At 61.0% G+C, this 26,114-nt stretch carries 20 protein-coding genes; 9 read left to right on the top strand and 11 right to left on the bottom strand.

What is annotated here, in order from left to right:
* A partial coding sequence (locus tag BCA01S_RS28320; RefSeq protein ID WP_027779796.1) for an FdhF/YdeP family oxidoreductase occupies positions 1–2,307 on the bottom strand: 2,307 nt, incomplete at its 3' end.
* A gap of 875 nt (positions 2,308–3,182) precedes the next feature.
* On the opposite strand from BCA01S_RS28320, the gene BCA01S_RS35395 reads away from it, so the two are divergent.
* Together BCA01S_RS35395 and BCA01S_RS28305 are read left to right on the top strand one after the other, a co-directional pair.
* The gene (locus BCA01S_RS35395; RefSeq protein WP_052369509.1) at positions 3,183–4,688 is read left to right on the top strand and encodes an ATP-binding protein; all 1,506 of its coding nucleotides are present in this window, start codon (positions 3,183–3,185) and stop codon (positions 4,686–4,688) included.
* Between the two features lie 22 nt (positions 4,689–4,710).
* A complete protein-coding gene (locus tag BCA01S_RS28305) occupies positions 4,711–5,085 on the top strand; it encodes a response regulator transcription factor (protein WP_084166964.1) in 375 nt (124 codons plus the stop codon).
* A gap of 92 nt (positions 5,086–5,177) precedes the next feature.
* Here the strand turns inward: BCA01S_RS28305 and BCA01S_RS28300 are convergent, their stop codons facing one another.
* Complete coding sequence (locus BCA01S_RS28300) at positions 5,178–6,641, bottom strand: catalase (protein ID WP_027779793.1); 1,464 nt, start codon at positions 6,639–6,641, stop codon at positions 5,178–5,180.
* A gap of 573 nt (positions 6,642–7,214) precedes the next feature.
* Here BCA01S_RS28300 and BCA01S_RS28295 point away from each other — a divergent pair.
* The 4 genes from BCA01S_RS28295 (at position 7,215) to BCA01S_RS28280 (ending at position 10,605) form a co-directional block, all read left to right on the top strand.
* Positions 7,215–7,730, top strand: a complete 516-nt coding sequence (locus BCA01S_RS28295) for a DUF3455 domain-containing protein (protein ID WP_042319644.1) — start codon at positions 7,215–7,217, stop codon at positions 7,728–7,730.
* Positions 7,731–8,002: 272 nt separating this feature from the next.
* On the top strand, positions 8,003–9,082 hold the full coding sequence (locus BCA01S_RS28290; RefSeq protein ID WP_052369506.1) for a catalase family peroxidase: 1,080 nt from the start codon (positions 8,003–8,005) through the stop codon (positions 9,080–9,082).
* 196 nt (positions 9,083–9,278) lie between these two features.
* Positions 9,279–10,142 carry an anti-sigma factor family protein gene (locus BCA01S_RS28285; protein ID WP_027779790.1) on the top strand — a complete coding sequence of 288 codons (864 nt, stop codon included), beginning with the start codon at positions 9,279–9,281 and terminating at the stop codon, positions 10,140–10,142.
* 190 nt (positions 10,143–10,332) lie between these two features.
* A complete protein-coding gene (locus BCA01S_RS28280; protein ID WP_244146082.1) occupies positions 10,333–10,605 on the top strand; it encodes a DUF3072 domain-containing protein in 273 nt (90 codons plus the stop codon).
* Positions 10,606–10,730: 125 nt separating this feature from the next.
* Here the strand turns inward: BCA01S_RS28280 and BCA01S_RS28275 are convergent, their stop codons facing one another.
* From BCA01S_RS28275 to BCA01S_RS28265, 3 genes are all read right to left on the bottom strand, one after another.
* Positions 10,731–12,122: a sensor histidine kinase gene (locus BCA01S_RS28275; RefSeq protein WP_027779788.1), complete on the bottom strand. Its 1,392-nt coding sequence runs from the start codon at positions 12,120–12,122 to the stop codon at positions 10,731–10,733.
* Positions 12,123–12,324: 202 nt separating this feature from the next.
* Positions 12,325–12,915: a hypothetical protein gene (locus tag BCA01S_RS28270; RefSeq protein WP_027779787.1), complete on the bottom strand. Its 591-nt coding sequence runs from the start codon at positions 12,913–12,915 to the stop codon at positions 12,325–12,327.
* Positions 12,916–13,013: 98 nt separating this feature from the next.
* A complete protein-coding gene (locus BCA01S_RS28265) occupies positions 13,014–13,463 on the bottom strand; it encodes a glycine zipper family protein (RefSeq protein ID WP_027779786.1) in 450 nt (149 codons plus the stop codon).
* A gap of 396 nt (positions 13,464–13,859) precedes the next feature.
* On the opposite strand from BCA01S_RS28265, the gene BCA01S_RS28260 reads away from it, so the two are divergent.
* A complete protein-coding gene (locus BCA01S_RS28260; protein ID WP_027779785.1) occupies positions 13,860–15,671 on the top strand; it encodes a SulP family inorganic anion transporter in 1,812 nt (603 codons plus the stop codon).
* Positions 15,672–15,807: 136 nt separating this feature from the next.
* Entirely contained in the window at positions 15,808–16,338 is a 531-nt protein-coding gene (locus BCA01S_RS28255) for an RT0821/Lpp0805 family surface protein (RefSeq protein ID WP_425176928.1), read from the top strand.
* 122 nt (positions 16,339–16,460) lie between these two features.
* On the opposite strand, the gene ppk2 is transcribed toward BCA01S_RS28255, so the two are convergent.
* Together ppk2 and BCA01S_RS28245 are read right to left on the bottom strand one after the other, a co-directional pair.
* A complete protein-coding gene (ppk2, locus tag BCA01S_RS28250; protein ID WP_027779783.1) occupies positions 16,461–17,276 on the bottom strand; it encodes a polyphosphate kinase 2 in 816 nt (271 codons plus the stop codon).
* Between the two features lie 307 nt (positions 17,277–17,583).
* Positions 17,584–20,061 (bottom strand): two-partner secretion domain-containing protein, encoded by a 2,478-nt coding sequence (locus BCA01S_RS28245; RefSeq protein WP_027779782.1) that lies wholly within the window; start codon positions 20,059–20,061, stop codon positions 17,584–17,586.
* A gap of 466 nt (positions 20,062–20,527) precedes the next feature.
* Here BCA01S_RS28245 and BCA01S_RS28240 point away from each other — a divergent pair, with 466 nt between their 5' ends.
* Entirely contained in the window at positions 20,528–22,231 is a 1,704-nt protein-coding gene (locus tag BCA01S_RS28240; RefSeq protein ID WP_027779781.1) for a hypothetical protein, read from the top strand.
* Positions 22,232–22,361: 130 nt separating this feature from the next.
* On the opposite strand, the gene BCA01S_RS28235 is transcribed toward BCA01S_RS28240, so the two are convergent.
* The 4 genes from BCA01S_RS28235 to BCA01S_RS28220 all read right to left on the bottom strand — a co-directional run bounded on the left by BCA01S_RS28235 (position 22,362) and on the right by BCA01S_RS28220 (position 25,947).
* Entirely contained in the window at positions 22,362–23,264 is a 903-nt protein-coding gene (locus BCA01S_RS28235) for an NAD(P)-dependent oxidoreductase (RefSeq protein WP_027779780.1), read from the bottom strand.
* A 74-nt stretch (positions 23,265–23,338) separates the two neighbouring features.
* Complete coding sequence (gene ligK, locus BCA01S_RS28230; protein ID WP_027779779.1) at positions 23,339–24,022, bottom strand: 4-carboxy-4-hydroxy-2-oxoadipate aldolase/oxaloacetate decarboxylase; 684 nt, start codon at positions 24,020–24,022, stop codon at positions 23,339–23,341.
* A 2-nt stretch (positions 24,023–24,024) separates the two neighbouring features.
* Positions 24,025–25,050 carry an amidohydrolase family protein gene (locus tag BCA01S_RS28225; RefSeq protein WP_027779778.1) on the bottom strand — a complete coding sequence of 342 codons (1,026 nt, stop codon included), beginning with the start codon at positions 25,048–25,050 and terminating at the stop codon, positions 24,025–24,027.
* Between the two features lie 51 nt (positions 25,051–25,101).
* Positions 25,102–25,947, bottom strand: a complete 846-nt coding sequence (locus tag BCA01S_RS28220) for an IclR family transcriptional regulator (protein ID WP_027779777.1) — start codon at positions 25,945–25,947, stop codon at positions 25,102–25,104.
* Positions 25,948–26,114: the final 167 nt, after the last annotated feature.

Here is a 26,114-nt window from a genome sequence, read left to right as displayed (position 1 = left end):
GCGCCGGGAAGAGTCGGCGCCAACGGCCGCGGCGCGCGAGATCTTCACCGGCACGGACTTGTAGGATGGCGTACGGCTTTGCGGGTCGAATGCGTACAGTGGAACGAGAGGGTTCGCCTCCGGATAATAGGCGCCGCAACAGCCGTCGGGCAGCGAGTATTCGACGACCTTGAAGCGTCGAATCACGCGCTCGATTCCGTCGGTCGACAGAGCCCATACATCGACGCGCTCGCCCGGATGCAGGTTGCGCTTGCGCAGTTCACGCGGGTTCATGAAGACGACATCGCGCTGCCCGAAGACGCCGCGATAGCGGTCCGAGTGCGAATAGAGCGTGGTGTTGTACTGATCGTGACTGCGCATCGTGGTGAGCCATAGCGCGTCGGGATCGTGGTGTGCAGGATCTTCGTCGAGTCCTTTGAAAACCAGAAAGTTGGCCCGGCCGTTGGGTGTCGCCCAGACCCGCTCCCGGGCAGTCGATGCAAGATGAAAACCGCCAGGCACGCGAATGCGTTCGTTGTATGCCTGGAACATCGGATAGACGATTTCGATCTTCTCGCGGATGCGGTCATAGCTCGCGACAAGGTGTTCCCAGTCGACGTGCGAGCCGGCTCCGAGAGTCGCGCGCGCAATGCCTGCGACAATCGCCGGTTCGCTTTTCAGATGCGGCGAGGCTGGCTCGTTCCGGCCACCTGAAGCATGCACCATCGACATGGAGTCTTCGACGGTAATCGACTGCGGTCCGTCTGCCTGAATATCGATCTCGGTGCGGCCGAGACACGGCAGGATCAACGCTTCCTTGCCATGCACGAGATGGCTGCGATTGAGTTTGGTCGCGATGTGTACGGTCAGGTCGAGTTTGCGCATTGCGGCCTGTACGCGCACCCAATCGGGCACCGCCGCGGCGAAGTTTCCACCCAGCGCGACGAAGACTTTCGCGTCGCCGCGCATCATCGAATCGATCGTGGCGATCACATCGTGGCCGTGGTCCGCTGGCGGCCGGAAACCGAACGCTCGCTCGACGCCGTCGATCAACGCCGCCGACGGCTTCTCCGTGATCCCGACGGTGCGATTGCCCTGCACGTTCGAATGTCCGCGCACCGGGCACACGCCCGCGCCGGGCCGACCAATATTGCCGCGCAACAGCGCGAGATTCGCGACCTGCTGGACGTTCTCCGTGCCGCGATGATGCTGTGTCAGCCCCATGCCATACACGAGGATCACGTTCTTCGCGCTCATGTAGATGTTGGCAGCGTTCTGAATATCGTCGCGCGACAGGCCGCTTTGCCGGACGATGAGATCCCACCTGGTGGCGCGCAGATCGGCGGCGAGGTCGTCAAAGCCGTGTGTGTGTCCTTCGATGAATTCCATGTCGAGTACACGGGGCCGGTCCGCGGCGAGCGCCGCATCGTCGGCCTCGATGAGCGCTTTCATCATGCCTTTGAGCGCGGCGACGTCGCCGCCCACGCGGACCTGATACAGGAACGAACTGATCTGCGTGGAGCCGAGCGTCGCCATCTCCACGGGATCTTGGGGCGCCGCGAAGCGCTCCAGCGCCCGTTCGCGGAACGGATTGAACGAGACGATTTTCGCGCCGCGCCGCGAGGCGCTATGCAGATCGCTCATCATGCGCGGGCTGTTGGTGCCGGGATTCTGGCCGAAGATAAAGATCGCATCCGCATGCTCGAAGTCTTCGAGCAGCACAGTGCCCTTGCCGACGCCGATCGATTGAGGCAACCCGACGCTCGTTGCTTCGTGGCACATGTTCGAGCAGTCGGGGAAATTGTTCGTGCCGAATTCGCGCACGAAGATCTGATAGAGAAACGCAGCTTCGTTGGATGCACGGCCCGACGTGTAGAAGTCCGCCTGATCGGGATGGTCGAGACCGTTCAGATGCTTCGCGTCGAGCGCGAACGCGTCGCTCCATTCGATCGGCACGTAACGGTCAGACGCCCGGTCGTACACCATTGGATGTGTCAGACGGCCGGCCATTTCGAGGTCGTAGTCGTCCCAGGCGCTCAGCTCCGAAACGCTATGCGCTGCGAAGAACGCCGGTGTGCAGCGATTGACGGTGGCTTCCCAAGCCACTGCTTTCGCGCCGTTCTCACAGAACTCGAACGACGATGTGTGCTTGGGATCGGGCCACGCGCAGCCAGGGCAGTCGAAGCCTTCGGGCTGATTCATCCGCAGCAACGTCTTCGCGCCCGATATCGCGACGCCCTGCAGTGCCAATGCCTCGCCGGTTGCTTTGAGCGCACCCCAGCCGCCGGCGGGTTCGCTGTATATACGAATCTGCTTCTTCTTTGCCATCGCCATTTCCCGCCATTTTGTAGAGGGCATGGGCGCAGCATGGCACGCCGCCCGACGCGGCAATTGTGCAAACGCCCGTCCGTTTCAGATTCGCACGCCAGTCTCCGGCTTGCCTGCGTCGCGCGCGACTGGCAGGCGGCTCGAAGCGGCCAACGATCCTGATGTCGCAAACGGGGAGTGCGCCGGCATCCCGGAAGCTCGCTGCGGCGCCTCCGATCGGCCGGCTTCGAGCGCAATGCGTTCGAGCGGCAGCCGGGTGTCGCGGTCGGTCTGTTCGAGCGCTTTGCGCAAGTCCAATGCGCAGTGGCTAGTCGTGACACACCACGCCGAAATCAGAAGGCCCGCCGCAACGGCTGCAAGGCGAGAACCGGGACGAAATTGCGTTGCTCTGCGGGCGGCCATGTCGTGTTCTCCCCAAAAGGAAGCCGCAGGAGGCCGTGCGGCCAGAGCAGCAAGTCGAATGATGGTGGCCAGTATGTCGGCCGTCGCACATACGAGCTTTCGTTCCAGCACGGCTAATTGTTTATTTGCACGTGGGCGGCCGTTGCGTGGCGTCGGCTTTCTGTTTCGCGCGGCCACGGCTCGCGTCGAGCATCCGCAAGCATGACGGTCTCATACGAAGGTGTGAGTAGGCGCGCGTGAACCACGACGCGCCACGTGCGAGAGCCCGTCGTGCGCAGTCGGGCAGCGGGAAGGATGCGGCAGCCTGCCGAAGCGGTGACTGCCGTATCCCTATGGATAGTGGTTTTGGCTGACTCCTCCCATTACCATGACTCAACCGGCGCTGGCCTCGTTACGGCCTCGTGGGCAAGGTTGCGAAAGCTATGAAAGTGATGGCTTCGCCGTTCCGCTAATCAACCAGACGTGAATCCCGCATGATCAAAATCGGTCGAATAACAGTGTCGCTGGACATGCGCGAGGTCTATCTCGGTGCAGAATTGATACCGCTGGGAGCGCGCGCGTTCGGCATCCTCGAAATGCTGATCCGGGCCCGCGGCGCAACCGTTACGAAAGACGAGATCTTTGAGCACGTGTGGTCGAAGTCAGTGGTCGGAGAAAATAACATCCATGTGCAACTGTCCGCCTTGCGCAAGGTTTTCGGCGAAGACAAGCAGGCTATCCGCACGATTCCCGGAAGAGGTTATCGCCTGACCCTGGCAATCGAGACAGACGAATCCGTGGAAGTGCCCGCGTCTGCGCCGATAGCTCGCATTGAGGCCGGTCGTCTCTACAGTTTGCCGGCGATGCACGGGCCTTTGATTGGCCGCGACAGCACAACCGCGGAGCTCGCGCAGGCGCTCACTACGGGGCCCATCGTTACGCTGGTGGGTCCGGGCGGCATCGGCAAGACGCAACTGGGTATCGCGGTCGCGCGGTCAATCGCGGATGCGGCCGGGATGGAAGTGTGTTTCGTGCCTTTGGCATCGGCAGCAAGGGCGCAGAGCATCGTCAGCATGATGGCAGAAGCGTTGGGCATAGCAGCCGGCAATGGCGACGCTCCCGAGTTGAAAGATCTGGCTGCGGCCGTCCACGGCCGCAAGCTGCTCGTTCTGCTGGACAGCTGCGAGCATGTCATTGAGTCGGCAGCGACCGTTTGCGACGTACGGGTGCAGGCGAGCGCCGATGTGCGGATTCTTGCGACCAGTCGCGAGCCGCTCCGAACGAGGGGCGAAATCACGCACTGGGTCGATCCAATGGAGACGCCCGCCGTGGACGCGGGGCTGCATGCCATCCTCACATGCAGTTCGGTGAAGCTCTTCCTTGCGCAATTGAGCGCGTTCAATGCCGCTGCGATAAGCGACCGTTGCAGTCTCGAGATGATCGCTACGATCTGCCGTCGGCTCGACGGCGTACCGCTCGCTATCGAACTGGCGGCGGCACGCGCAGCAGTGTTCGGCATCGGCAGGCTCATATTCGAACTCGACGACCGGTTCCAGTTTCTGACCGGTGGGCGCCGTACCGCGCCGCGCCGTCAGCAGACCCTGGAGGCGTCGCTCGATTGGGGCTATGAATTGCTGAGCGACTTCGAAAAACTCGTGTTGCAACGGCTCAGCGTATTTTCCGCGCGTTTTTCACTCGAAGCGGCATGTGCGGTCGCCGCCTTCGGTCAACTGTCATTCAACGAGGTCACGGAAGCGATCGTCGGCCTCGCCTCGAAGAGCTTCGTGAGCTCCACTGGCGGGAGCAACACCAAGGAATATTTTTTGCTCGAAAGTACCCGGGAATACGCGCTGCGCAAGCTGTACGGATCCCGAGAAGCGAACGTGGCGTTGTCGCGGAAGGCAGCGTTTCTCGCGAAATCGGAAGCCGCGCCGGAGCACGATTTGGGTATGGTCGCGCGACGCAGCCTGATTGCGGTTGAAGCCGTGGCCTCCTGGTAACGGCATTGGAGTGGTGGCAGCTATGAGTTTTGTGTGCATCGTTGACGATGACGCGTCCATACGGAGCGGCGTCGGCAATCTTCTTAAAGCCGTGGGTTACAGCACGTTGGCTTTCTCTTCCGGCGAGGAGTTTCTCGCGTCGCCGCTGATTGACGATGCACTTTGCGTGTTGCTGGACGTCAGGATGCGCGGCATGCCGGGACTGGAAGTTCAACGTCGATTGAACGCGGGCCACCGGTCGATACCCGTGGTATTCATGTCGGCGCATGGCGACGGGCAGACGGTCGAACGGGCCATGCGCGACGGTGCGGTGGGTTTTCTTCGAAAGCCCTTCGCTGAAGAAATGCTGCTCGATTCCATCGAGCTTGCCATTGCGCGAAAAAATGACGAGGCTTGATTCCATGATCGATCGCTGCGAACCTTTCGTAAAGGCTCGCAGCGATCGCATATCAACCGGTTGGTCGACTTGCTAGTCAGCGTGAAGTTACATCACAGGGCACGATTAGGCGTCGGACTCGCCCTGCTTGCCGACTCGATAGCAGCCGCGACTCCCTGACCGTAAGCCGGATCGGCCTTCGTGCAGTGCTCGATGTGCAGCTTTTGAATCGGCTCTGACACGCCCGCCATCGCGCGTGCAGTGTTGTCGAAGAGCGCCTGCTTCTGCTCCGGCGACATCAGGCGGAACAGCGCACCTGGCTGCGAGAAGTAGTCTTCGTCGACCCGGTGGTTCCAGTGATCCGCCGCTCCTTCGAGCGAAAGCGGTGGCTCGCTGAAATCCGGCTGATCGAGCCATTCGCCGCGCGTATTAGGGTTGTACGGCGTCGTGCCGCCCATGTTGTTGTCCACGCGCATCGATCCATCGCGATGGTAGCTGTGTACCGGACACCTCGGCGCATTGACAGGAATCAGGCTGTGATTCACGCCGAGCCGATAGCGCTGCGCGTCGCCGTACGAGAACAGGCGACCTTGCAGCATCTTGTCCGGAGAAAAGCTGATGCCCGGAACGACGTTCGCGGGGTTGAACGCGGACTGTTCGACTTCGGCGAAATGATTGTCCGCATTGCGGTTCAGCTCCATCACGCCCACTTCGATCAGCGGATACTCTTTTTTCGACCAGACCTTGGTTAGATCGAACGGGTTGAATGACGTCTTTGCGGCATCCTGCTCGGGCATGACCTGCACGAACATTGTCCACTTCGGGTGTTCATTGCGCTCTATTGCTTCGTACAGGTCGCGATGCGAGCTTTCCCGATCCACGCCCACAAGCGCCGTCGCTTCGGCGTCGGTCAGGTTCTGGATGCCCTGTTGTGTGTACAGATGGAACTTGACCCAGAAGCGTTCCTTGTCCGCGTTAATGAAGCTGAACGTGTGGCTGCCGAAGCCGTGCATATGTCGAAACGACTTTGGAATGCCGCGATCGCTCATCACGATCGTGATCTGATGCAGCGCTTCGGGCAATTGCGTCCAGAAGTCCCAATTGCTTTCGGCGCTGCGCAGGCCCGAACGCGGATCGCGTTTGATCGCGTGATTCAGGTCGGGGAACTTGAGCGGATCGCGCAAGAAGAAAACCGGCGTATTGTTGCCTACCAGATCCCAGTTGCCTTCGTCGGTATAGAACTTCACTGCAAAGCCGCGAATATCGCGTTCGGCGTCGGCGGCACCGCGCTCGCCGGCAACCGTTGAAAAACGCGCGAACAGGTCGGTCTTCTTGCCGATCTGCGAGAAGATCTTCGCGCGTGTATATCTGGTGATGTCATGCGTAACAGTGAAGGTGCCATATGCGCCCGACCCCTTGGCGTGCATACGCCGCTCGGGAATCACTTCGCGGTCGAAATGCGCGAGCTTTTCGAGGAACCATACGTCTTGAAGCAATGCGGGGCCGCGCGGCCCGGCTGTTTGAACATTCTGATTGTCTACAACAGGTGCGCCAAAAGCAGTCGTTAGCTTCTTCACTTACTACCTCCAATGATGGAAGAAAAACTCCTGAATGCGGGGCCATGACGTACCGCGGCGTTATGCAGAACGGCTGCCGCCGGTTCGAACGGCTTGATAAGCCCACGCGAAAAGTCCGCCGCGCGGGTACTACGGCTGCAATCTTAGCGCTCGCCTGATAGCGCGGCGTGCACACCCGTGCTGTTTTTGGGGCGAGGCATGAATCATGTGCAAGACGGTCGGTATTGGAGGATACCAATATGAATCGCTTTCAACATGTTCGTTAGGTCCGCTGCGATTTTCCGGGAGACACCGACGAGCGGTATTGCTCGGCGCGACACCTGAGGCGACAGTTTTATTCCATTGCATGACAACAAATTTATAGATCGTCCGTTTGCGGAATTTCAGCGTGGCGTGGAATAGTCGTGCTGCGTTGACTGTTATGAATGGACGGTCACGATCGGCAGGTTGGAGCGACCGTTCCGCTCTATTTGAGCGGAGCATCCGGCTCTGCGAGTTTTCAGCGCGAGTGAGCCGGATTCACCTTGCATTTGCCGCGGTGCAAGCGTTCTGGCGTTTGTTCAAGGAAGATCCATGTTCAGAAGAGTTCTGCAATGGGGCGGCGTGACGGTTGTTGGGGTGCTGACACTGGCCGCCTGCGCGTCGACGCCTGCAAGCCGTTCGTCGTCTTCCATCGATCCGCCAGCCGGCGAGCGTCTCATGGCGTTGACTGCGTCGGGTCTGCAGACGTACACGTGCGAGTTCGACGCGCAGCATCGTCTGCAATGGGTATTCAAAAGCCCGCTGGCGACGCTGTACGACACGAGCGGCCACGCCGTAGTCAATCACGCAGCGGGGCCTTCATGGCAAGCGAGCGACGGCAGCCGTATCGTTGGGCATGCAATCGCGCAGTTGCCGAGCGATACGAAATCGAGCGTGCCGCAACTCCTGCTGGAAACGCATAGCACGGCGGGAAGCGGCACGCTGTCCACGGTGCGGTACGTGCAGCGCGTCAAGACCGTGGGTGGCGTGGCGCCTGCCGCGCCGTGTTCGGCGGCGGGGGAGGCTGGTAGCTCGCCTTATCTAGCCGAGTATGTGTTCTATAAGTAGCGCGTGGCGAGGCTCTGCAACATAGCTAACGGTGCCATACCGCATATCGGAAACACGGCGGAAGGTGCATTGCGGCTGTGAGCGAACGTCTGGCCTACGCTGTACAATCCGCGAACTTTCGTCTGCCGGCAATAATCGCGCAGTTTGCGGTCCGCGCGCCGCCCGGCAGGCCTCAGCTTTTCGTCAGTCAATCATGTCAACAGCAGATGTCGAGGGTTTGCCCGTTTCACTACCGGGCATGATGCCGCGGCTTCGGGCACTCTCCGATGCCAATGAACGATGATCGCTTGCGCGAGTGGCGGCACCGCCACGGGCATGTCCTGTATGCATTGCGCTGGTTCGCCGTCCTCGCCATACCGGCGACGCTCGCTGTGCTGTTCGTCTGGTGCGCCGGATGGTTTTCACCGCGGCTCGGCCCGGCGCGCATCGTCGATGCGTTCCAGGCGACGACCACGCCGCATCCCGGTTTCCGGCGAAACCACGCGAAGGGCGTTTGCGTGACGGGACATTTCGTGAGCAACGGCGCAGGGACACTGCTGTCGCGCGCGAGCGTGTTCGCGCATGGCCAGTATCCAGTTGTCGGTCGGCTATCGATACCTGGCAGCGATCCCGGACAGAGCGACGGCGCCGCCCAGGTGCGCAGTTTCGCGCTGCGCGTCCTGCTACCGCACGGCGAAGAATGGCGTCTTGCGATGAATTCAGTCCCCGTATTCGCGGTACGCACGCCTCAGGCTTTGTTCGAGCAGCTTGAGGCGGATGCGCGCGATACGAGAACGGGCCGCGCCGACCCTGCGCAGATGCAGGCGTTTCTCGAGAGCCATCCGGAGGCCCGCGCGTTCGGCCGGTATCTCGACCGGCATCCGCCTTCGTCTGGCTACGATAACGCGACGTACTACGGCATTAGCGCGTTTGAGGTTGTAAATGGAGAGGGGGTACACCGGTTCGTGCGTTGGGAAGTGGTGCCAGAAAATTCGTATCGTCCCGCCGATGCGGGCCGCCTGCGCGATCCAGACTTCCTCGCATACGATCTGATGAAACATCTGCGCAGCGGTCCGTTGCGCTGGCACCTGATGCTGAACGTCGCTTTGCCGGGTGAGACGACCGACGACTCCACACGGCAATGGGCGCAGTCGCCCGATCGAATGCGGATCGACGTGGGCACTCTCGTGATAGATCGAGCGCAAGCGCAGATAGACGGCCCGTGCCGCGATATCATTTTCGACCCGACGATCCTGCCCAACGGCATCGCGCCGTCGTCGGATCCGCTGCTTGCTGCGCGCTCGGCTACGTATGCAGAGTCGTTTGGCCGTCGCATGAAGGAAGAGTCGGCAGCGCACGCAGGCACGCACTGATTTGCATGAGTGTATCTACTATGCCTTAACGGTCGTGGCCAATGGGCCCTTCACGGCGTTGGTAAGTCCATTGCGAAAGTCTCGTTCGGCGCGAAGGTGCAACTGCTGCGGTTATCATAGATGTCCGCTTGAAAACGTAAGTTTCGCGAGCCCGAGCCTACTCAATCCCCATTTCCTCCCTTTTGCATAACGTGCAATGAAGCTCGATGACAGCCTACTGATCGCATATGCCGACGGCGAACTGAGCGCTGCCGATGCTGCATCGGTCGAGCAGGCGCAGGCCGAATCGGTCGATCTAAGACGCAGCGTCGAATTGCTGCGTGCGTCGCGGCTTCCTTATCGGGAAGCATTCGCGAGGCAGAAACTGCCACCGGTGCCGGACGAACTTCGGCGCCGGGTCGAGGCAATGGCGAGTACCGCACAAGCGCGGACCGATTTCCCGGCGAGACAGCCGGCACGACGCTCACCAAGCCTTTTATGGCTTGCCGCGGCTTTCGTTGCCGGAGCGTTCTGCGTGGGCCTCGTGCAACAACTCAACGCGCGCTTGCCGGGCGCGTTCAGTAACAGCGCGGCGACGACTGCGAGCGTCGACAGGCGGTCGTGGGTTAGCGTCGCCGCGGGCTATCAGCAAATGTACACGCGTGACACCGTTGAGAATGTCGCGCCGGATCGAGGGGCGGCGGTCGATACGATCGAGGCAATCCGCAACGTCGACGGCATTCGCTTGCGCGTTCCGGATCTGAGGCCGGCCGGATTAGCGTTCAAGTCGGTTGAGCGCTTGCGTTATGACGGCAAGCCGCTTGTGCAGATTGTGTACCTGCCCGAGCGCGGCGTGCCGGTCGCCCTTTGCGTAATCAAGGATTCGCGGCCCGACGAGTCGATCGCGCAGAAGAAGGTCGACGGCATGACTGTCGTGTCCTGGCGGCAGAACGAACTTGCGTATGCGTTAATCGGCACGCCTGACTCGGGCGATTTGCCGACCATCGCTCGGCAGATCGCAAATGCCAACGTCGACGAGATATTCTCCGCACTCGCAACTGAACGTCCGGCACGCGGCTGACGCTGCCGCGTTAACGTGGCCTGGTTTTGCCGGGTCGTCGCGGGCTGACGCGCGACCCGCGCCGCTTCATCAAAAAATGCTGCGGCCACTCCAAAAGGCATGCGAATTGCTCACCTCTTGAGACCGTTGCGACGGTCGCGATTGCAGGCGGGCCACGTCAGCGTCGCGCAACATGACGGAGCAATTGAATATGACGCAAAAGAAATTCGCACAAACGGAAGATGAATCGACGTTGAACGCCGGCTCTGGCGACGACAATCCGAAGGTGCATCCCACGTCGAATGCCGAGAAAGATCCGGACGACTGGGTCACGGGCGAAGAACCGATGACGGGCGCTCAAGCCTCGTACTTGAAGACGCTGTGCGAAGAAGCAAAAGAGCCGTTCGAGGGCTCGCTGACGAAGGCAGAAGCGTCTCGACGCATCGACGAACTTCAGGGCAAGACCGGTCGCGGAAAACCCTGATCGGGCATTGTTTCGCCAATCTTACGGTGCGGCGCGCGCATGGAGTAAGCCCAGAGCAGTGAGACGGTTCTCTGCAGCGCCGTCCGCGTGACCGGCATATTTACCAATGCGCCTGCAGTTCGGACCTATTCCGGAAGCGTTAAATCCCACGCAGTTCCGGGAGTAGGTTGCGAGCGGTGGTGCAGTTGCCCGCCGATGCTCGACAGTATCCTGCGACTCGTACGCAGGCCAATGTGTTCAAGAGCGCTCGGGAGCAAGCCGCGTCCATTATCGGCTACGCAGATTGTGTATCCACCGGACGGGTTTCGCGTCAAGCTTATTGTCAGTTGCCCCGAAGTCCCGGCGAAAGCATGTTCTACCGCGTTCGCAACGAGTTCATTCACCACCGTCCCGATTGCGGTGCATGTGTCCAGAGTCACGGAGATGCCCGATACGAGATTGATCTCAAGCGTGATACCGCTCTCGCGCAAGCCGTAAAAGTCGTGGAAGCTGTCGGCCATCGACGCGAGGTATCGCCCGAGATCGACTAGTTCGCCATGATCGCCTAGCCCCAGCAGATGGTTATAGAGCGAAGCCATGGCGAAGACGCGGCGCTCGACTTGCTTGAAACTATCGCGCACATGCGGATCTTTGGCTAGCGCGCCATTGCGTTGAAGCATTGCAACGATGAACTGGAAGTTGTTACGTATGCGGTGCTGCTGCTCCCTTAACAGGTCTACCTTGGCATCGCGATCGGCGGTGAGCATGGAGCGCGTCCGGTACTTTTCGATACTCTCCGAAAGTGCGCTCGCCACCGACGCAAGAAACGACATCTCCAATGCCCCGAAGTGCGTCGGCTCGCGAAAGTCCACCTCGAGAATCCCGTAGGCGCCGCTGCGATTGATGAGAGGAAGGTTGACGGACGTGACGACCTGGTGCTCGATGAGAATGGCTGGGACCTTATCCTGGGGACGTAGACGAACGTCTGGCTCGACCACCGGCTTCGCATTGGTTAGTGCCTCGCCCGCTGGATTCCACGCTTGAACGGCCCCCGCAGAGCGGCCAATCACGTCTGAGCCCATGCCGTATTGTCCCCTGACGACCAGCGTGTCGCCGTTTCCTTCGACTTCGAGCACCTTTGACATTGGCGCATTGCAGCCGAGCGCGGCGCATTTTGCCGCCTCGTCGAGGATGGTTGCGAGAGGGACGTTGTCTTGCAATGCCTCTGTCATTCTTGCAAAGGCTCGCCAATGGCGCAAAACGTCGGTGAGCGCAGCTGTCTCGCCGGGTGCTGGCCGAAGCTCGTCGATGGATGCCGCCAACGTTGCTTTGCGTGCGTAATGCGCCATATGCGTACCGTCTTCTGTAAGCCCGATGATGCATCCTAGCACTTTGCACAGGTGGACCCGGTTGACGTTGTCATGAATGCGGCCGGACGCCGCATGCAGGTCAGGCTGCGATGCGAAGGCAAACGGGATCGACGCTGCGCAGTAGTCAGCGCGCGCACCATGTCGTGAGCGGACAATGTTGGCGCACATGTCCGATCTGTCGGGATTTAGAAGAAGCCTCTGCCATGCACGAAGAACAGTGAGAGGCGTCAGTTCTGGTTTCTATCGGGAATCCGAAATAAAATCTTGACGTTGCCGAATTCAGACCAGTGCGGTCCGCTCAATCAATCAGCGCGCGCAGCTCCGCAACACGGCGGAGCGCGCACGTGCGTCTCGTGACTTCCAGCCGACCCTATTTGCTGATCTGCTGCGGCTCCACCGATATGGCAACGGCCTCGTTGTAGACGACTTCTACCTGATCCCCTTTCTTGACGCGCTTGAACTGTTCAGGATCTTCTACCACGATATCGACCGCATTGCCCTGCGGACCCTTCAGCGTCACCGTTCTGGTCTGCGGGTTCAGGGCGACGACATTGGCCATCACCGTGATCGCACGGGCGGCGGAACCTCCGGGTTTTGCGCCTTCTGGTGCGCGGTTGAGCGTTTCACTCTGGCTGACTGTCGCGGGTCCGGTGGTTTTCTTCAGGCTAAGCGTGAGTGCCTGTGTGTACTCGGCTGCAACCGTATCGCCGAGCTTCAACTGGTCGAAGTTCCTCGCCTCTTCTCCGACTGTGACTTGCACGATCTTCCCTTTGGAGTCTTTCAGCCAGACAGTCCGGGTATCGGGTTCGATCCCGACGATGGTCGATTTTGTCTTGACTGTTCCAGTCACGGAAACCTTGCCCGGCTCTCTCGTCACGTCGTACTTCGGTGTCGTATCGGCGAGTACTCCATGTGAAAAGGCCGCAGCCAGTGCGACGATAACGAGCTTTGTGGTGTTCATGCTGATCTCCTCGAGTGTCCGACCGGGGGCCGCCGCGCGAATCGCGCGGCGACGGCGTCACACACAGGCATGTGCGCAGCGCCATCACCAGGCGCTGTTCATTTGATGGTGTAGCCTCGCCCTTCCATACATGCGGCATACGCGCGGTTGAACGTATCCATGGCGCCTTGAGATTGCGCCTGACCGGAAGCCTGCGCTGCACGCTTGTTCTGCCGCGCTCTGGAACCGCCGACCATGGTGCCCGCCGTTGCGCCGACGGCCGCGCCTTTCCCGGCATCTCCGCCAATAGCACCGATCACTGCGCCACCGGCCGCGCCCCGCGCGGCACCTTGAACGCGCTCGCCACCGCCCACTGCGGGGCCCGATGGCGGCGGCGGAGCGTTTGCGACCGCAGCGGGGTCGACGCCCGTGTTGTTCTTCGCCCAGGAATAACACGCACCGTCGTCCTGCTGCTGCTTCTGGGCGCTTTGTCCTTTGGCCGGGTAGGCGATCGGTTTGGCCTGCGGCGCGCCGGAGCCTAATAGTATGCAAATGGCGAAACCGTACACGGAGCACTTCCTTAGTGTTTTCACAGCACCTCCTCGGTCGGGCTATGTGCCGTAGCGGCCCGTCTCCTGATGATTGCGTTCAGAGGCCGACGCACACAATGAGACCATGGTCCTACTCGGCCAGGTTTCGGCTCCACATCGGCCTCCCGTCGGCCTCTGGTCATGCATTCCCAGTGACGTTGCATTGACGCTCCATTTGCACGCGGTGCCGTGACCGCAATGTCAGGTAGCAGAACCCGCAATTCGCTTAGGACCAAAGTCCGATTCCAGGCCGCTCAGCAGCGGCTTACGCTTGAGTGCGAGTACGGTCGTGGGCGCTGCCAATAGCGCTAACGCAGCCGTCCCAGTTGCTTGGGACGTGCTGCTCGCCGGCTCTCGCACTGGAGGAACACTTTCGTGACCAATAAAGTGCGCGCCGCTGGCCGGGCGACGGATGCGGCCGCGCCCACCGGTTGGCGCTCAGTCTTTCCGCCTGCACAGTGGCTCGCTTCCTATCAGCCAAAGTGGCTAAAGAAGGACGCGATTGCCGGCGTCACATTAGCCGCGTATGGCATTCCTGTGTCATTGGCTTATGCGTCGCTTGCCGGCTTGCCACCGCAATATGGTATCTATTGCTATCTCGTGGGCGGCGTGTGCTACGCGCTTTTCGGATCGTCGCGGCAACTCGCGATCGGCCCGACGTCGGCTATTTCGATGCTGATCGGTCTCACCATTGCAGGCATGGCGGATGGCGATCCCGCCCGCTGGGCCTCGATTGCCGCGCTGACTGCCTTATTGATTGCAGGCATGTGCTGCATTGCGTGGCTGCTGCGTCTGAGTTCGCTTGTCAACTTCATCAGCGAAACAATACTCGTGGGCTTCAAGGCGGGCGCTGCGCTAACCATCGCGTTGACCCAGCTTCCGAAACTTTTGGGCACGAAAGGAGGGGGGGAGTCATTCATCGAGCGTCTCATTGTCCTCGGCGGACAGATCCCCACTACTACGCTGACGGTGCTGATTTTCGGTCTCGTCTGCATCGCCGTTTTAGTCTTGGGCGAAAAATACCTGCCAGGCAGGCCGGTCGCCCTCGCGGTCGTTGTCGTCTCGACCATTATTGTTTCCGTTACTTCATTGGCGGCGCACGGCTTCTCTGTTGTGGGTGCCTTGCCGCGAGGACTGCCCGAATTCCATCTGCCGACGCTGCGCGTGCGAGACGTCGACGGCATCGTTTCGCTCGCTTTTGCCTGTTTGCTGCTGTCTTACGTCGAGAGCGTCTCCGCTGCGCGCGCGCTCGCGCAAGCCAATGGTTATGAGATCGACGCCCGTCAGGAATTACTGGGCCTCGGTGCGGCGAATCTGGCCGCCGGGCTGTTCCAGGGTTATCCGGTCGCCGGTGGACTGTCCCAGTCTTCAGTGAACGACAAGGCCGGTGCACGAACACCATTGGCGCTCGTGTTTGCATCGTTGACGATCGCCTTGTGTCTGATGTTTCTGACCGAACTGCTCACGAACTTGCCGACCGTGGTTCTCGCAGCGATTGTGATGGTCGCGGTCAAGGGACTGGTCGACGTGAGAGAGATTCGTCATCTCTGGCGCGTGAGTCGCTATGAGTTTGCCGTCTCGTTTGTCGCATTTGCGGCGGTTCTGATGCTCGGCATTCTGAAGGGCGTGATCGTAGCCGTGCTCGTTTCAATGCTGCTGATTATCAGGCGAGCCGCACACCCGCATGTTGCGTTTCTTGGCCGCATTCGCGGAACCCGGAGCTTTTCAGATATCCAACGTCATGCCGACAACGAATCTATTGCGCACGTGCTCGTGTTTCGCGTCGCGGCGTCGCTGCTGTACTTCAATATCGAGCACGTCCGTCAGACGGTATGGGCAAAAGTCCGCGAAGTCAGCGAGCCGATCAAGCTCGTGATTTGCGATCTGTCGACGTCGCCCGTGGTCGATCTTTCAGGAGCGCGCATGCTGGCCGCGCTACATGGCGCACTACGGGCTGAAGGGATAGACCTGCGGATAGTCGGCGCGCATGCTGAGGCGCGCGACATACTCCGCGCCGAGAATCTGGAGGCACGTGTTGGTCCGATCGGACGCCGGTATTCGGTGGCAGATGTTGTAGATGAATTCGAATCCGGCCGTGCGGCAGACTCGAAAGGGGCGCTGCGCGCCACCGGACAAGCGGTGAAGACGCTCGTGACTAAGCCGGACCGAAGCGGACAAGGTTCATAACGGGAAAGGCGCCAAAGCGCACTCGAGCGAGACAGGCGATTGGCGCTGCATATCCTGGCGTGCCGCAATAATGCCGCGCAACAGGTCAGCGCATGTTAAGCACTCAACGCAGTTTGGCAGCAACGAGGAGAACGAGATGAACAGACAGATGAGCGGTGACTCGCGGGTTCGTGCGATCGCGGCAGCTCCGGTTCCGGCCGCGGTTGCCTGTTTCTTTCGGCCGGTGCGTTTCGAGCCGTCTCCTTCAATGGCCGGGTGCCCCGCACTTGTCCAGATGCGACCGACACGCTCGCTTGCTCGCCTGTTTTTACGTTGCCTGACTGGAGTTGCGCTGCTTGCCGTGAGTGCGGGCAGCGTCGCTTCGAATTTGAATTTTTTGAAAGACACGCCGATCAGTTTCATGAGAGAAGCTGATCGCAAGGCGCTCAACGACGCCGCGCAAAAGGCGCTGGAAAAGAAAGACGGTGAGGTTGTTCCGTGGAGTAACGCAGGAACCGGTAACCCGGTTGCGATCAATGGCACCATCACGCCGCACGACACGTCGACGAAAGGGGACCGGACGTGCCGTACCACGACGCTCGTGGCAAATGCGAAAGGTCAGACACAAAGTTGGACTCCGACTGTCTGCAAGACTGCCGGCGGGCCGTGGAAAATACTCAGGAAATAGCGGATGGGACGCACCAGGGCGTGCAGATACGCAGGTATATGCGCGCCGTGTCCGGCGGGTCGTTCCATTCCAGTGGCAGCACCGCGCTCTGCTGCGCAAGAAGAGCAACGCAATCGGCGCGCTCAGAATCGTTCAGCCACGTATTTGAATGGATAGTCGGGCTCCTTGTAACCGTTCGGCTTTTGCCGGGCCGGCAGGGTGACCTTTTCGCGCGCGATCGCCTTATAGGGAATCTTTTGTAGCAGATCGCTAATAATATTGAGTCGCGCACGCCGCTTGTCGTCTGATACCGCGACAAACCATGGGGCGAAATCAGTGTCGGACGCTTCGAACATTGCGTCGCGCGCACGCGAATAGTCGTACCACCGGCTATAAGACTTCAAATCCATGCCGGAGAGTTTCCAGACTTTACGTCCGTCGGTGATGCGACCTTGCAGACGACGCGTCTGTTCTTCTTCACTGACTTCGAGCCAGTATTTGAGCAGAATGATGCCAGACTGAACGATTGCACGTTCCACTAGCGGCACCGCTTTGAGAAAGCTCACAGCTTCGTTTTCGGTGCAAAAACCCATTACTCGCTCAACGCCTGCGCGGTTATACCAGCTGCGATCGAAGATCACTATCTCGCCGGCTGCAGGCAGGTGAGGCAGGTAGCGTTGCACGTACATCTGGCTTTTCTCCCGGTCCGTGGGTGCGGGCAATGCGACCACACGGAATACACGTGGACTCACTCTTTCGGTGATTGCCTTGATCGTGCCGCCCTTGCCGGCGCCGTCGCGCCCCTCAAAAACAATACAGATCTTTTGTCCGGTTTGAACGACCCATTCCTGCAGCTTTACCAGTTCAACCTGCATTGGCGTGAGTTCGCGCAGATATTCCTTGTTGGATAACGTCTCACGCTTACCTGGGTCGTCCTGCTTACTTTGGTGCTTCGTCATTGCAATCTCTCCGCGCGCGCCGCCACAGCCTCGGTTGATGATTCACTAGAGTATGCGGCGACATCGCGGCAAACAATGAGCCTTTGGTCCAATAGCGCGGCTGGTCGTCCTGTTCTATCCTCGGGACGTCCCGATGGGTGCAAGGGTAGAGCAAGACGCGCCGCGAACACCGGGCATGCCGGGTCGTTCGTGAAGCTAACGAACACGGACCGCGATGAGACGATCCGAAACCAGAATAGCGTTTGCATTACTCGGCGTATTTGTCTTCCGCTTGCGAATCGTGGTCCGAGAAAATGACAGAGGCTATCTACTGCGCAACCTGCCATCGCAACACCGGATGCGTCGCGGCCGCGGGCATTGCCCACGCGCCAGTGGAACTGAAGTCGTAGGTGGGACCGAAGCTCGACGGCATGCTCATTTGTGCCGTGGTCAACCCCTTCGCTGCCGAGGTGCCCGTACCACTATAAACATCACGCGTTGCCAAGGTGGTTTGAATGTCCCAGTACACGTCGCCCGCAATGGTGCCGTTATTGGTGCTTGCGGCGCCGAGCGCAGGCGGGCCGAGCGTCGGATTGATGTTCTGTACAGCTTGCCCGGTGGCGAACGACTGCTCGATCGTGCCGTCGTTTCCTTGAACCAGCGCGGCACTGCCGCCCGAACACTGTGCGCCGTTTCCGCCGCCGCAATAGTTCGGCTGGAACGAAACCTGTCCGGTCGCGTATGACTGCGAGATGAGTCCCGAGTTGCTGCCGACCAGTCCTCCGCCTCCTCCTGTATGCGCCTGCGCGGCCACTGCGCCCGTTGCATACGACTGCCGGATCGTCCCCGCGTTGATTCCGACCAGTCCGCCGAGCGTGCCTTCGGCGGACACGTCGACGTTGCTGCCCGAGCGCGTGATCGTGCCATAGTTGTACCCGATCAGCCCGCCTGTGCTGGAGGTGTAGCTGTAGCCTCCAAACGCGGAAGCGGATCCGCTAGTGCGTACGTAAGTGACGAGTCCATAGTTGAATCCGGCCAGCATGCCGTAGGATCCGTAGTCCTGCTGATTATTGATCTTCCCATTCACGTCTACATGACGCACGACACCCGCCGCGCCGATTACACCGAACAGGCCGGCTGCGCGTTGATCGGGACCGCCGGTCATGGAGCCGGGTGTGACGAGCACCGTGCTCGACAGTGAGAGTCCATTGATTGCATGCCCCATGCCGTCGAACTGACCGGAGAACGGCGTCGTGCCATCGCCAATCGGTGTAAACGGGAACGAGGGCGGGAAGCCCGAGGTCGCGCTTGCATCGATGTCTTTGCCAAGCGCGTAGTTGCCGGCGAGATCCGTCGAGATCTGCTGCAAGTCGCTCAGCGAATTGATCAGTTTATAGGCTGTCGCCTGGGTCAATAGACCGCTGTATGGCGCGGCCGTCCACGCGCTGTTGGTAAGCACCGTGCCTGGGCTGTAACTGCCGTTCATGTCGTATAGCGCGCTGACTATGCCGGTACTCGCGGACCAGTCGAGCGTGCCGTGGTTGACGATGCTGCCGGTGTTGTCGATGCCCGACGCGTCCGCGCGCAACGTCAGATTGCCGGAGCCCGAGTTCCTAAGGGTGACGCCCGGAGCAATCGACACATCGTGGTAGGCCGCGAGCGATAGGGCGGCGGAGCCCTGCCAACTGATGCCCGAAGCGACGCTTAGATCGCCGGATGCGCCGTTCGCGCCGGTGGTCGTTAGGTTCACCGATGTCCCCGCGTCGAGGCTGCGCCGAAGTGCTCCGGCGGCCGGCTGGTCGATCGTAAAAGCGGGAGTCGTTACGTTCCATTGCGACGCGAGCACTCGTGTGCCGGGAACGAACGAAAGCACACGTGCCTGTGCATCGACAATGCCGCCGCTGCCATCCGCATCGAAGGCGGAGATCGTGCCGCCCTGCGTGATCCCGCCCGTATCGGCGACGAGCCAGACGTGTCCGTCGCGCGTTGCGGTGCCGGTTGCGCGTGTGCGTGTGCCGCCGCCCGCGAGCGCATAGATGTTGCCATCCGCGGCTTGCAGGTTGATCTGCGCGGCCTGCAAGGGCCCCACGTCCGCGATGGTGCCGTTGCTGCCTGTCTGCACGAAAAGCTGCTTGCTACTCGACGAATCCTGCAGCAACAGTTTTGCGCCTACACCGAATTCCGCTGTCCCGTTCGGTGCTTCGACGGTGCCTGCATTGACGACAGCCTGCCGAGCGATCAGAAATACGTCGCCGCCAGTCGAACTGATTTTGCCCAGGTTGACGACGCTCGCATTCGAGTCGCCGGAGAACGTCAGCGAGCCGCCGTTCATGAAGGCGCAGTTGCAGACATCCAGCGTCGATGCGAGGAAGCGTCCACCCGTGCTCACGACGCCGGACGGTCCAACGACGATTCCTTGCGGATTGATCAGGTAGAGGTCGCCTGTCGCGCTGAGCTTTCCAAGGATTACGGAAAGCGAGCCGCCCGTCACGCGATTGAGCGTTGCGCCCGAGCCGTTCTGGAACGTGACGGCATTGTCCTTGCCGATTGAAAAGCTACGCCAGTCGATCACGCCGCGCGTGGAACCGGGCTGGGTCACGACCAGGTTGTTGCCGCTTGCGTCAATGGAGCCTTGCCCGCTGACGAATTGACCACCTTGCGGTAATACGCCACCTGCGAGGGCGAGGGTAGCCGAAGAGACTCCCGCGAGTGCCAGTGCGAGTGCGATGGCGGTCGAGCGATGCGATGTGCCAATGACTCGGCAAGCGGGATTTTCAACCGGTGATAGTGGTAACCGAAACGACATGGATGCCTCCTCGGTATCAGTCTGATTTTCGTCGGCGGCGGTAAGCAGTTGCCGCTGGCTAACGTCGCATCGTCTGACGTAACTGGCTCAGATCAGCTTAGCAGCGCGGTTGGCTGACACGCCGTAATAATCACATCAATTTGCGCCTGACGATGCCGCTTTTGGCGGATGTGTCGGCAGGCGGCGAATGCGTGGCGCGCTGGCCTGCGCCTCCGCTCTTCAACGTTTTTTTTCATACGCACCCTACGCAAGCGGCTATTTGTTGCCGACATCCAAACATGAGTTGCATCGCCTGAAGCAGGCGACGGGAAGAATTACCGATCCTATCTCTCGTGGCGTTTTCCTTTTGGCGCGAACGCCATAGATAAGGATGGCGAAGGAAATCGGCGCTCCTCCCGGACACGCACCCCACATCCCCTGATCGCGGATTTTTTCTGGGCGCGCCCCGGCGCTGGATTGCCTTGCCATGGTTAAACGACGTGAGTTTCTCGGCTTGCTGACGGCTGTCGGCGGCAGTTATATGTTGAGCGCCTGCGGCGGCGGTTCGGGCGGAAGCGCTGGCGGCACGGCCAATGCCGGCGTGACCAGCAGCGCGGTGCCCGGTTCGGACGGCGCGGGCACCGGCACAGGCAGCAACGGAGCGCCGGCGACAACAGGAAGCCCCGCGAGCACGCAGACCAGCGCGACGTCGACGGGCGCGAAGGGCGGGTCGTCAGGGTCGAACAGCAACGGCGGCGCGTCGGACCACGGTACGCCTGCATCGGCGGACGGCACGTCGGTCCCGCCAGCCGTGTCGATCACCGACAACCAGGCGGCGGTCTGGACGCTCGTCGGCGGATCGGTCTTCCGGAATAGCACACGGGCCGGCAATACGTACAACGTGTCTTTGCTGCTCTGGTATGGCGGCGGCATCTATCACGAGGGAACCGGCGGCCAGTTCTACGGCTGGAACGGTTCCAACTGGTTCGCGTGTAACGATCCGCGCCTTGGCGGCACCTCGGCCGACGGTACGACGATCCCCGGCGCGTCGTACATCATCGACAAAGTGGGCGCGATCTGGAGCGTCGTGAACGGGGTCGTGCTTCGCAACAACGCCGCGGTCGGCGTGACATCCAATGTCTCGCTGTTGCTGTGGTACGGCGGCAAGCTGTGGTACAGGGCAGCGGGCGGCCAGTTCTACGTGTGCAACGACATTGAGCAATGGCTGCCTTGTACCGATCCGCGCATTTCTGTGGCGGCTACTAGCGGCACGTTCCATGGCATTAACGGGCATTACGATTATCGCTACACGCCCGCGCAAGTCGTGTCGATCATGACGAACATGGGGTGTTCGACCTATCGCGTCGGCGCCACCGACGATCCGACGCAGCTCGGCGCGGTGGTCAGTCTCGCGCGGGCGTTCCAGGCAGCAGGCTTGACGCTGTTCGTGCTGATCGACATCGGTGTGCGGGACTGGAGCAACGTGCTCTTTGCAAGCGAATCGGTGGCATACGCCCGGGGGCACTCTTGCGGCGCGACGGTCGCTGCCGCGCTCGCGCCGTATGGCGTGGTTATGTACGAGTGCGGCAACGAGTTGACCCGAGATCCCGCGATCATTCTCGACTCGACCAATGCGGGGACGAAGGCCGTCGACTTCAACAACGGCAACTGGCCAATCATGCGCGGTGTCATGCGCGGCATGATAGACGGCGTGAAATCGGCGCAGGCCTCGGCGAAGTGTGGAATCAACTTCTGCGTCGCCGACGTCGGCGCGGCCGACGCGTTGTGGGACGGCATGCAGCCGGACGGCACGAGCGGTTATCCGACGGTACGCTGGGACCTCACGACGTGGCACAACTACGAGGTGTACGGCGACATCTTCGATATAGGCTCGGACGGCTCGGGCCCCGGCTTCGATCTGCCCGCGTACTGTAAAGCGCGGTACGGTGCGCCGTTTCTGCTCACGGAGTGGAACACCGGACCGGAGAAGACTCAGGCCTATCGCGCGGATTACATCAGCTCGCGCTATGCGACTTACTATCAGGCGAGAAAAACGAAGAACGTCCAGTCGGTGATGTACTACGTGCTCGATAGCGGCAACGCGACATATGGCCTGATGATAGACGGCGTGACACTTAATCTTCCGTACAACGCGTTTGTCAGCTTTGTTGCGAGCCATCCCGACAACTAAAGCTCGGGCTGGACGAGTGGTTCGCTCTGTCGACAGCGATGAAAGCCGGTCCGGCGCTGCGAACACTAGTAGAAAAAGAGCGGCGAGGGCACGGGCAACGAGCGGTCAGCTTCGGGTCAACTGCTACTGCTTACGCAGGCTTCAACAGTGTCCGCCATTCCGGCAGGCTGCCTTTCTTGTCGATTGCATCGACGAGCGGCGCGGCGCGCGCGGCGAGTTGCTCCTGCACATCAGCCACAGCGGTTGCGAGCCCGCCCGACATGCCGAGACCGTCCAGCATGAGCGCGGCTTCACGCATTTCCTCCGAGCGCCGCTGACCGTGCTCGACCACTCGTCCGATCAGATACGCTTCGTAGCCGTTGTCCCAGCCCACACCCGGAAAAGTGGCCGCGAGCGAAGCCAGCACGCGCCCGTCTACATCGAATTGATGCGCGGCGAGCATCGACTGAACGCACAGTGCTTCCATGCCCTTGATCATGATGCTGCGGCACAGCTTGATTGCCGACGCGAGCCCGACTTCCTCAGCCACGGCTTCGGAGCGCATGCCGAGTCCGTCGAGAAGCTCGGCCGTTTGCTTGGCGACGCGTCCGCCGAGCAGCATCGGCACCCGAATGCCTTGCGGCGGCACGGGCGCCATGACCGCGGCTTCCACGTAATCGGCGCCGCTTTGCTGAATCGCGACACTATTGCGCTGCTTGACTGCGGGCGACACCGAATTGAGATCGATGAACACCTGGCCTGCCCTGAGATGCGCGGCGGCGGCGCTGGCGACGGCTTCGGCCTGGCTCGCGGTGACTGCGGAGAACACGAGCTGCGCATCGCGCAGTGCGGACGCAAGATCGTCAGCGATGTGAGCGCCGCTTTTCTCGCCGCGCTCGATGATTGCACCGCGCGTGGCCGCGTCTTGCAGCTTGACGTCGAACGCGCGAACCGTATGTCCCGCTTCGGCGAATCCGCGCGCAAAGATGGGGCCGACTTCGCCGAAGCCGATCATCGCGATGTGGCCGGTGGATCGTGGGAATGACTCAGGCATACAGGAACTCCGGAAAGAGCCTCGCGAATCTCACGAGCGCGCCGCGTTGGGCCGGCAAAAGCCCAACGTCATACTCAGTCTACGTAGCGAAGACCTAACTGTTTCAACGGCTCGCGCATCTGATACATGTCGAGGCCGAGCACGCTCGAGGCAAGCTTTTCACGCTTCTGCCCTTCGTTTGCCTCGCGTGCGGTGGCTTTATCGAGCGTCTCTTGTGCTTTCGTCGACGGCACCACGACCACGCCGTCCTGATCCGCAACGACCACGTCGCCCGGTGTGACGAGCGCGCCCGCGCAGATCACCGGAACGTTGACCGAGCCAAGGGTCGCCTTGATGGTGCCCTTCGCCGAGATCGCCTTGCTCCACACCGGAAAGTCCATTTCGGTGAGCACGCTCACGTCGCGCACGCCCGCATCGATGATGAGCGCCCGTGCGCCGCGCGCCTTGAAGCTCGTTGCAAGAAGGTCGCCGAAATAGCCGTCGGTGCAGTCGGCCGTGACGGCTGCCACTACGATGTCGCCGGGTTGAATCTGCTCGGCTGCAACGTGCATCATCCAGTTGTCGCCGGGATGCAGCAGCACCGTGACGGCGGTGCCGCTCACCGGCGCGCCTGCATAGATCGGGCGCATGTACGGCTTCATCAGGCCCACGCGTCCCATGGCTTCGTGAACGGTCGCGCTGCCGAGCGCGCCGAGGGCGTCCGCGACGCGGCTGTCCGCACGCGCGATGTTGCGATAAACCACTCCGAGTTCGTACATGTTCAACGTCCTTGTGCTTTGAGTGCGGCATCGAGGCGCGGATATACTCGCCGCGCGTTGCCTTCGTAGATCTGGTAGCGCTGTTCGGGATTCATCGCCGCTGCCTCGACGTAGCGCTTGGTATCGTCGAAGTAGTGGCCCGTTTGCGGGTCGATGCCGCGCACCGCGCCGATCATCTCGCTCGCGAACAGAATGTTGTCGACGGGAATCACGTTCGTGAGCAGGTCGATGCCCGGCTGGTGATACACGCAGGTGTCGAAGAAAATATTCTTGAGCAGATGCTCTTCGAGCAGCGGCTTCTTCATTTCCTGCGCGAGGCCCCGAAAGCGTCCCCAGTGGTACGGCACCGCGCCGCCGCCGTGGGGAATCACGAAACGCAACGTCGGGAAATCGCGGAACAGGTCCGACGTGAGGCACTGCATGAAAGCCGTGGTGTCCGCGTTCAGGTAGTGCGCGCCCGTGGTGTGAAAGCACGCGTTGCAGCTCGTGCTCACGTGGACCATCGCCGGGATGTCGTATTCGACCATCTTCTCGTAGATCGGATACCAGTAGCGATCGGAGAGCGGCGGGCTCGTCCAGTGGCCGCCCGACGGATCGGGATTCAGATTGATCGCGACATTGCCGTACTGTTCGACGCACTTCACGAGTTCGGGAATGCAGGTGGCCACGTCCACGCCGGGGCTCTGCGGCAGCATCGCGGCGGGAATGAAATGCTCGGGGAACAACTGGCTCACGCGATAGCACAGTTCGTTGCAGATCGCGGCCCACGTGCTCGACACGTCGAAGTTGCCGATGTGATGCGCCATGAAACTGGCGCGCGGGCTGAACACGGTGAGGTCGAGCCCGCGTTCGCGCATCATGCGCAACTGGTTCGTCTCGATCGACTCGCGCAACTCGTCGTCGCTGATCTGCAACTCTGACGGCTTGGGCGCGTCGGTGGGGTTGCCCAGCGCGGCGATCTGGCGGTTACGCCACGCCTCCAGCGCTTTGGGCGCGGTCGTGTAATGACCGTGAATGTCGATGATCATCTATGTACTCCGAAATAAAATGCGGTATGACGGGATTTTTCGCGTGACCATCTAAGCTTTCTCGTTCGTCTGAGTCTGTCCCGGGGCGCCGGAATGCCCGTCGTTCAATGGGTGATGCTCACGTCGCGAGTTTGCAGGTGCCGCGTCAAGAGACGCCGCTTCGAGCAAAGGCTCTTGGTCGCCGCCTAGCGCCTTCGTCACGCGCGCCGCGAATTCCAGCAGGCGCGGGCGGTAGCGCTCCATTTCCTCCATGCCCATGCGCGCGGACGGTCCGACAATGCCGAGCGCGCCGACCAGTTCCTGACCAACGCGGAACACAGGGGCCGAGATGCCTGACGTTTCGCGGTCGCGTTCGCCCATCGACAAATAGACGTAGCGCGAGCGGACCGTCTCGTATGGCTCACCCGGTTCGCCTGCAAACGCGAGCAGCACGCGTCCGCCCGCACCGCGTTCGAGCGGCTGAGTGTCGCCTTGCTGCACTTCCGCGCGAATCGAATGACGCGATGCGATGCGGTAGAGGCACACGCGGTGATCGCGCTCGCGCACGTGAAACGAGACGGCCTCGCCGGTTTCCGCGCTGAGTTCCTTCATGGCGGGCAGCAGGACGTCGCGCAGATCGAAGCCGGCTTCGTAGACGGCGCTCAGATGTATTGCCGCGGACCCGATCCAGAAGCGGCCGTCGTCGCGGCGAATCAGAAGCTGATGATGGCAAAGCGCCTGCGCGAGCCGCGAGAGGGTGCTCTTGTAGAGTCCCGTGCGCTCGGACAGCTGCGTTAGCGTGAGCGGTTCGTCGTCGCGGCGAAAGGCGAAGAGAATCGACGCCGCGCGATCCAGAACGTCGATTCCACTGGCCGTGACGCCTTGGGGCGCGCGCACGGTTTCGCTATTGCGAGGCATATGTCCGTCTCCGTTGTGTTCTATCAGATAGAACCGATACTCATTAGATGGAACAATGCTATTCCGATCGCTTTTCGCCGTCAATCACTCAGCTGTGCGTCGTGTCGGTGATATCCCTGAGCGACAGGCGACGATGGTATCGCTACCATCGCATTCATCCCGAAAAG

Source organism: Paraburkholderia caledonica NBRC 102488 (genome assembly GCF_000685095.1).
Lineage (GTDB): Bacteria > Pseudomonadota > Gammaproteobacteria > Burkholderiales > Burkholderiaceae > Paraburkholderia > Paraburkholderia caledonica.
Note: the sequence above shows the minus strand (reverse complement) of the source record. Positions and strands in the feature narration are given on the sequence as shown.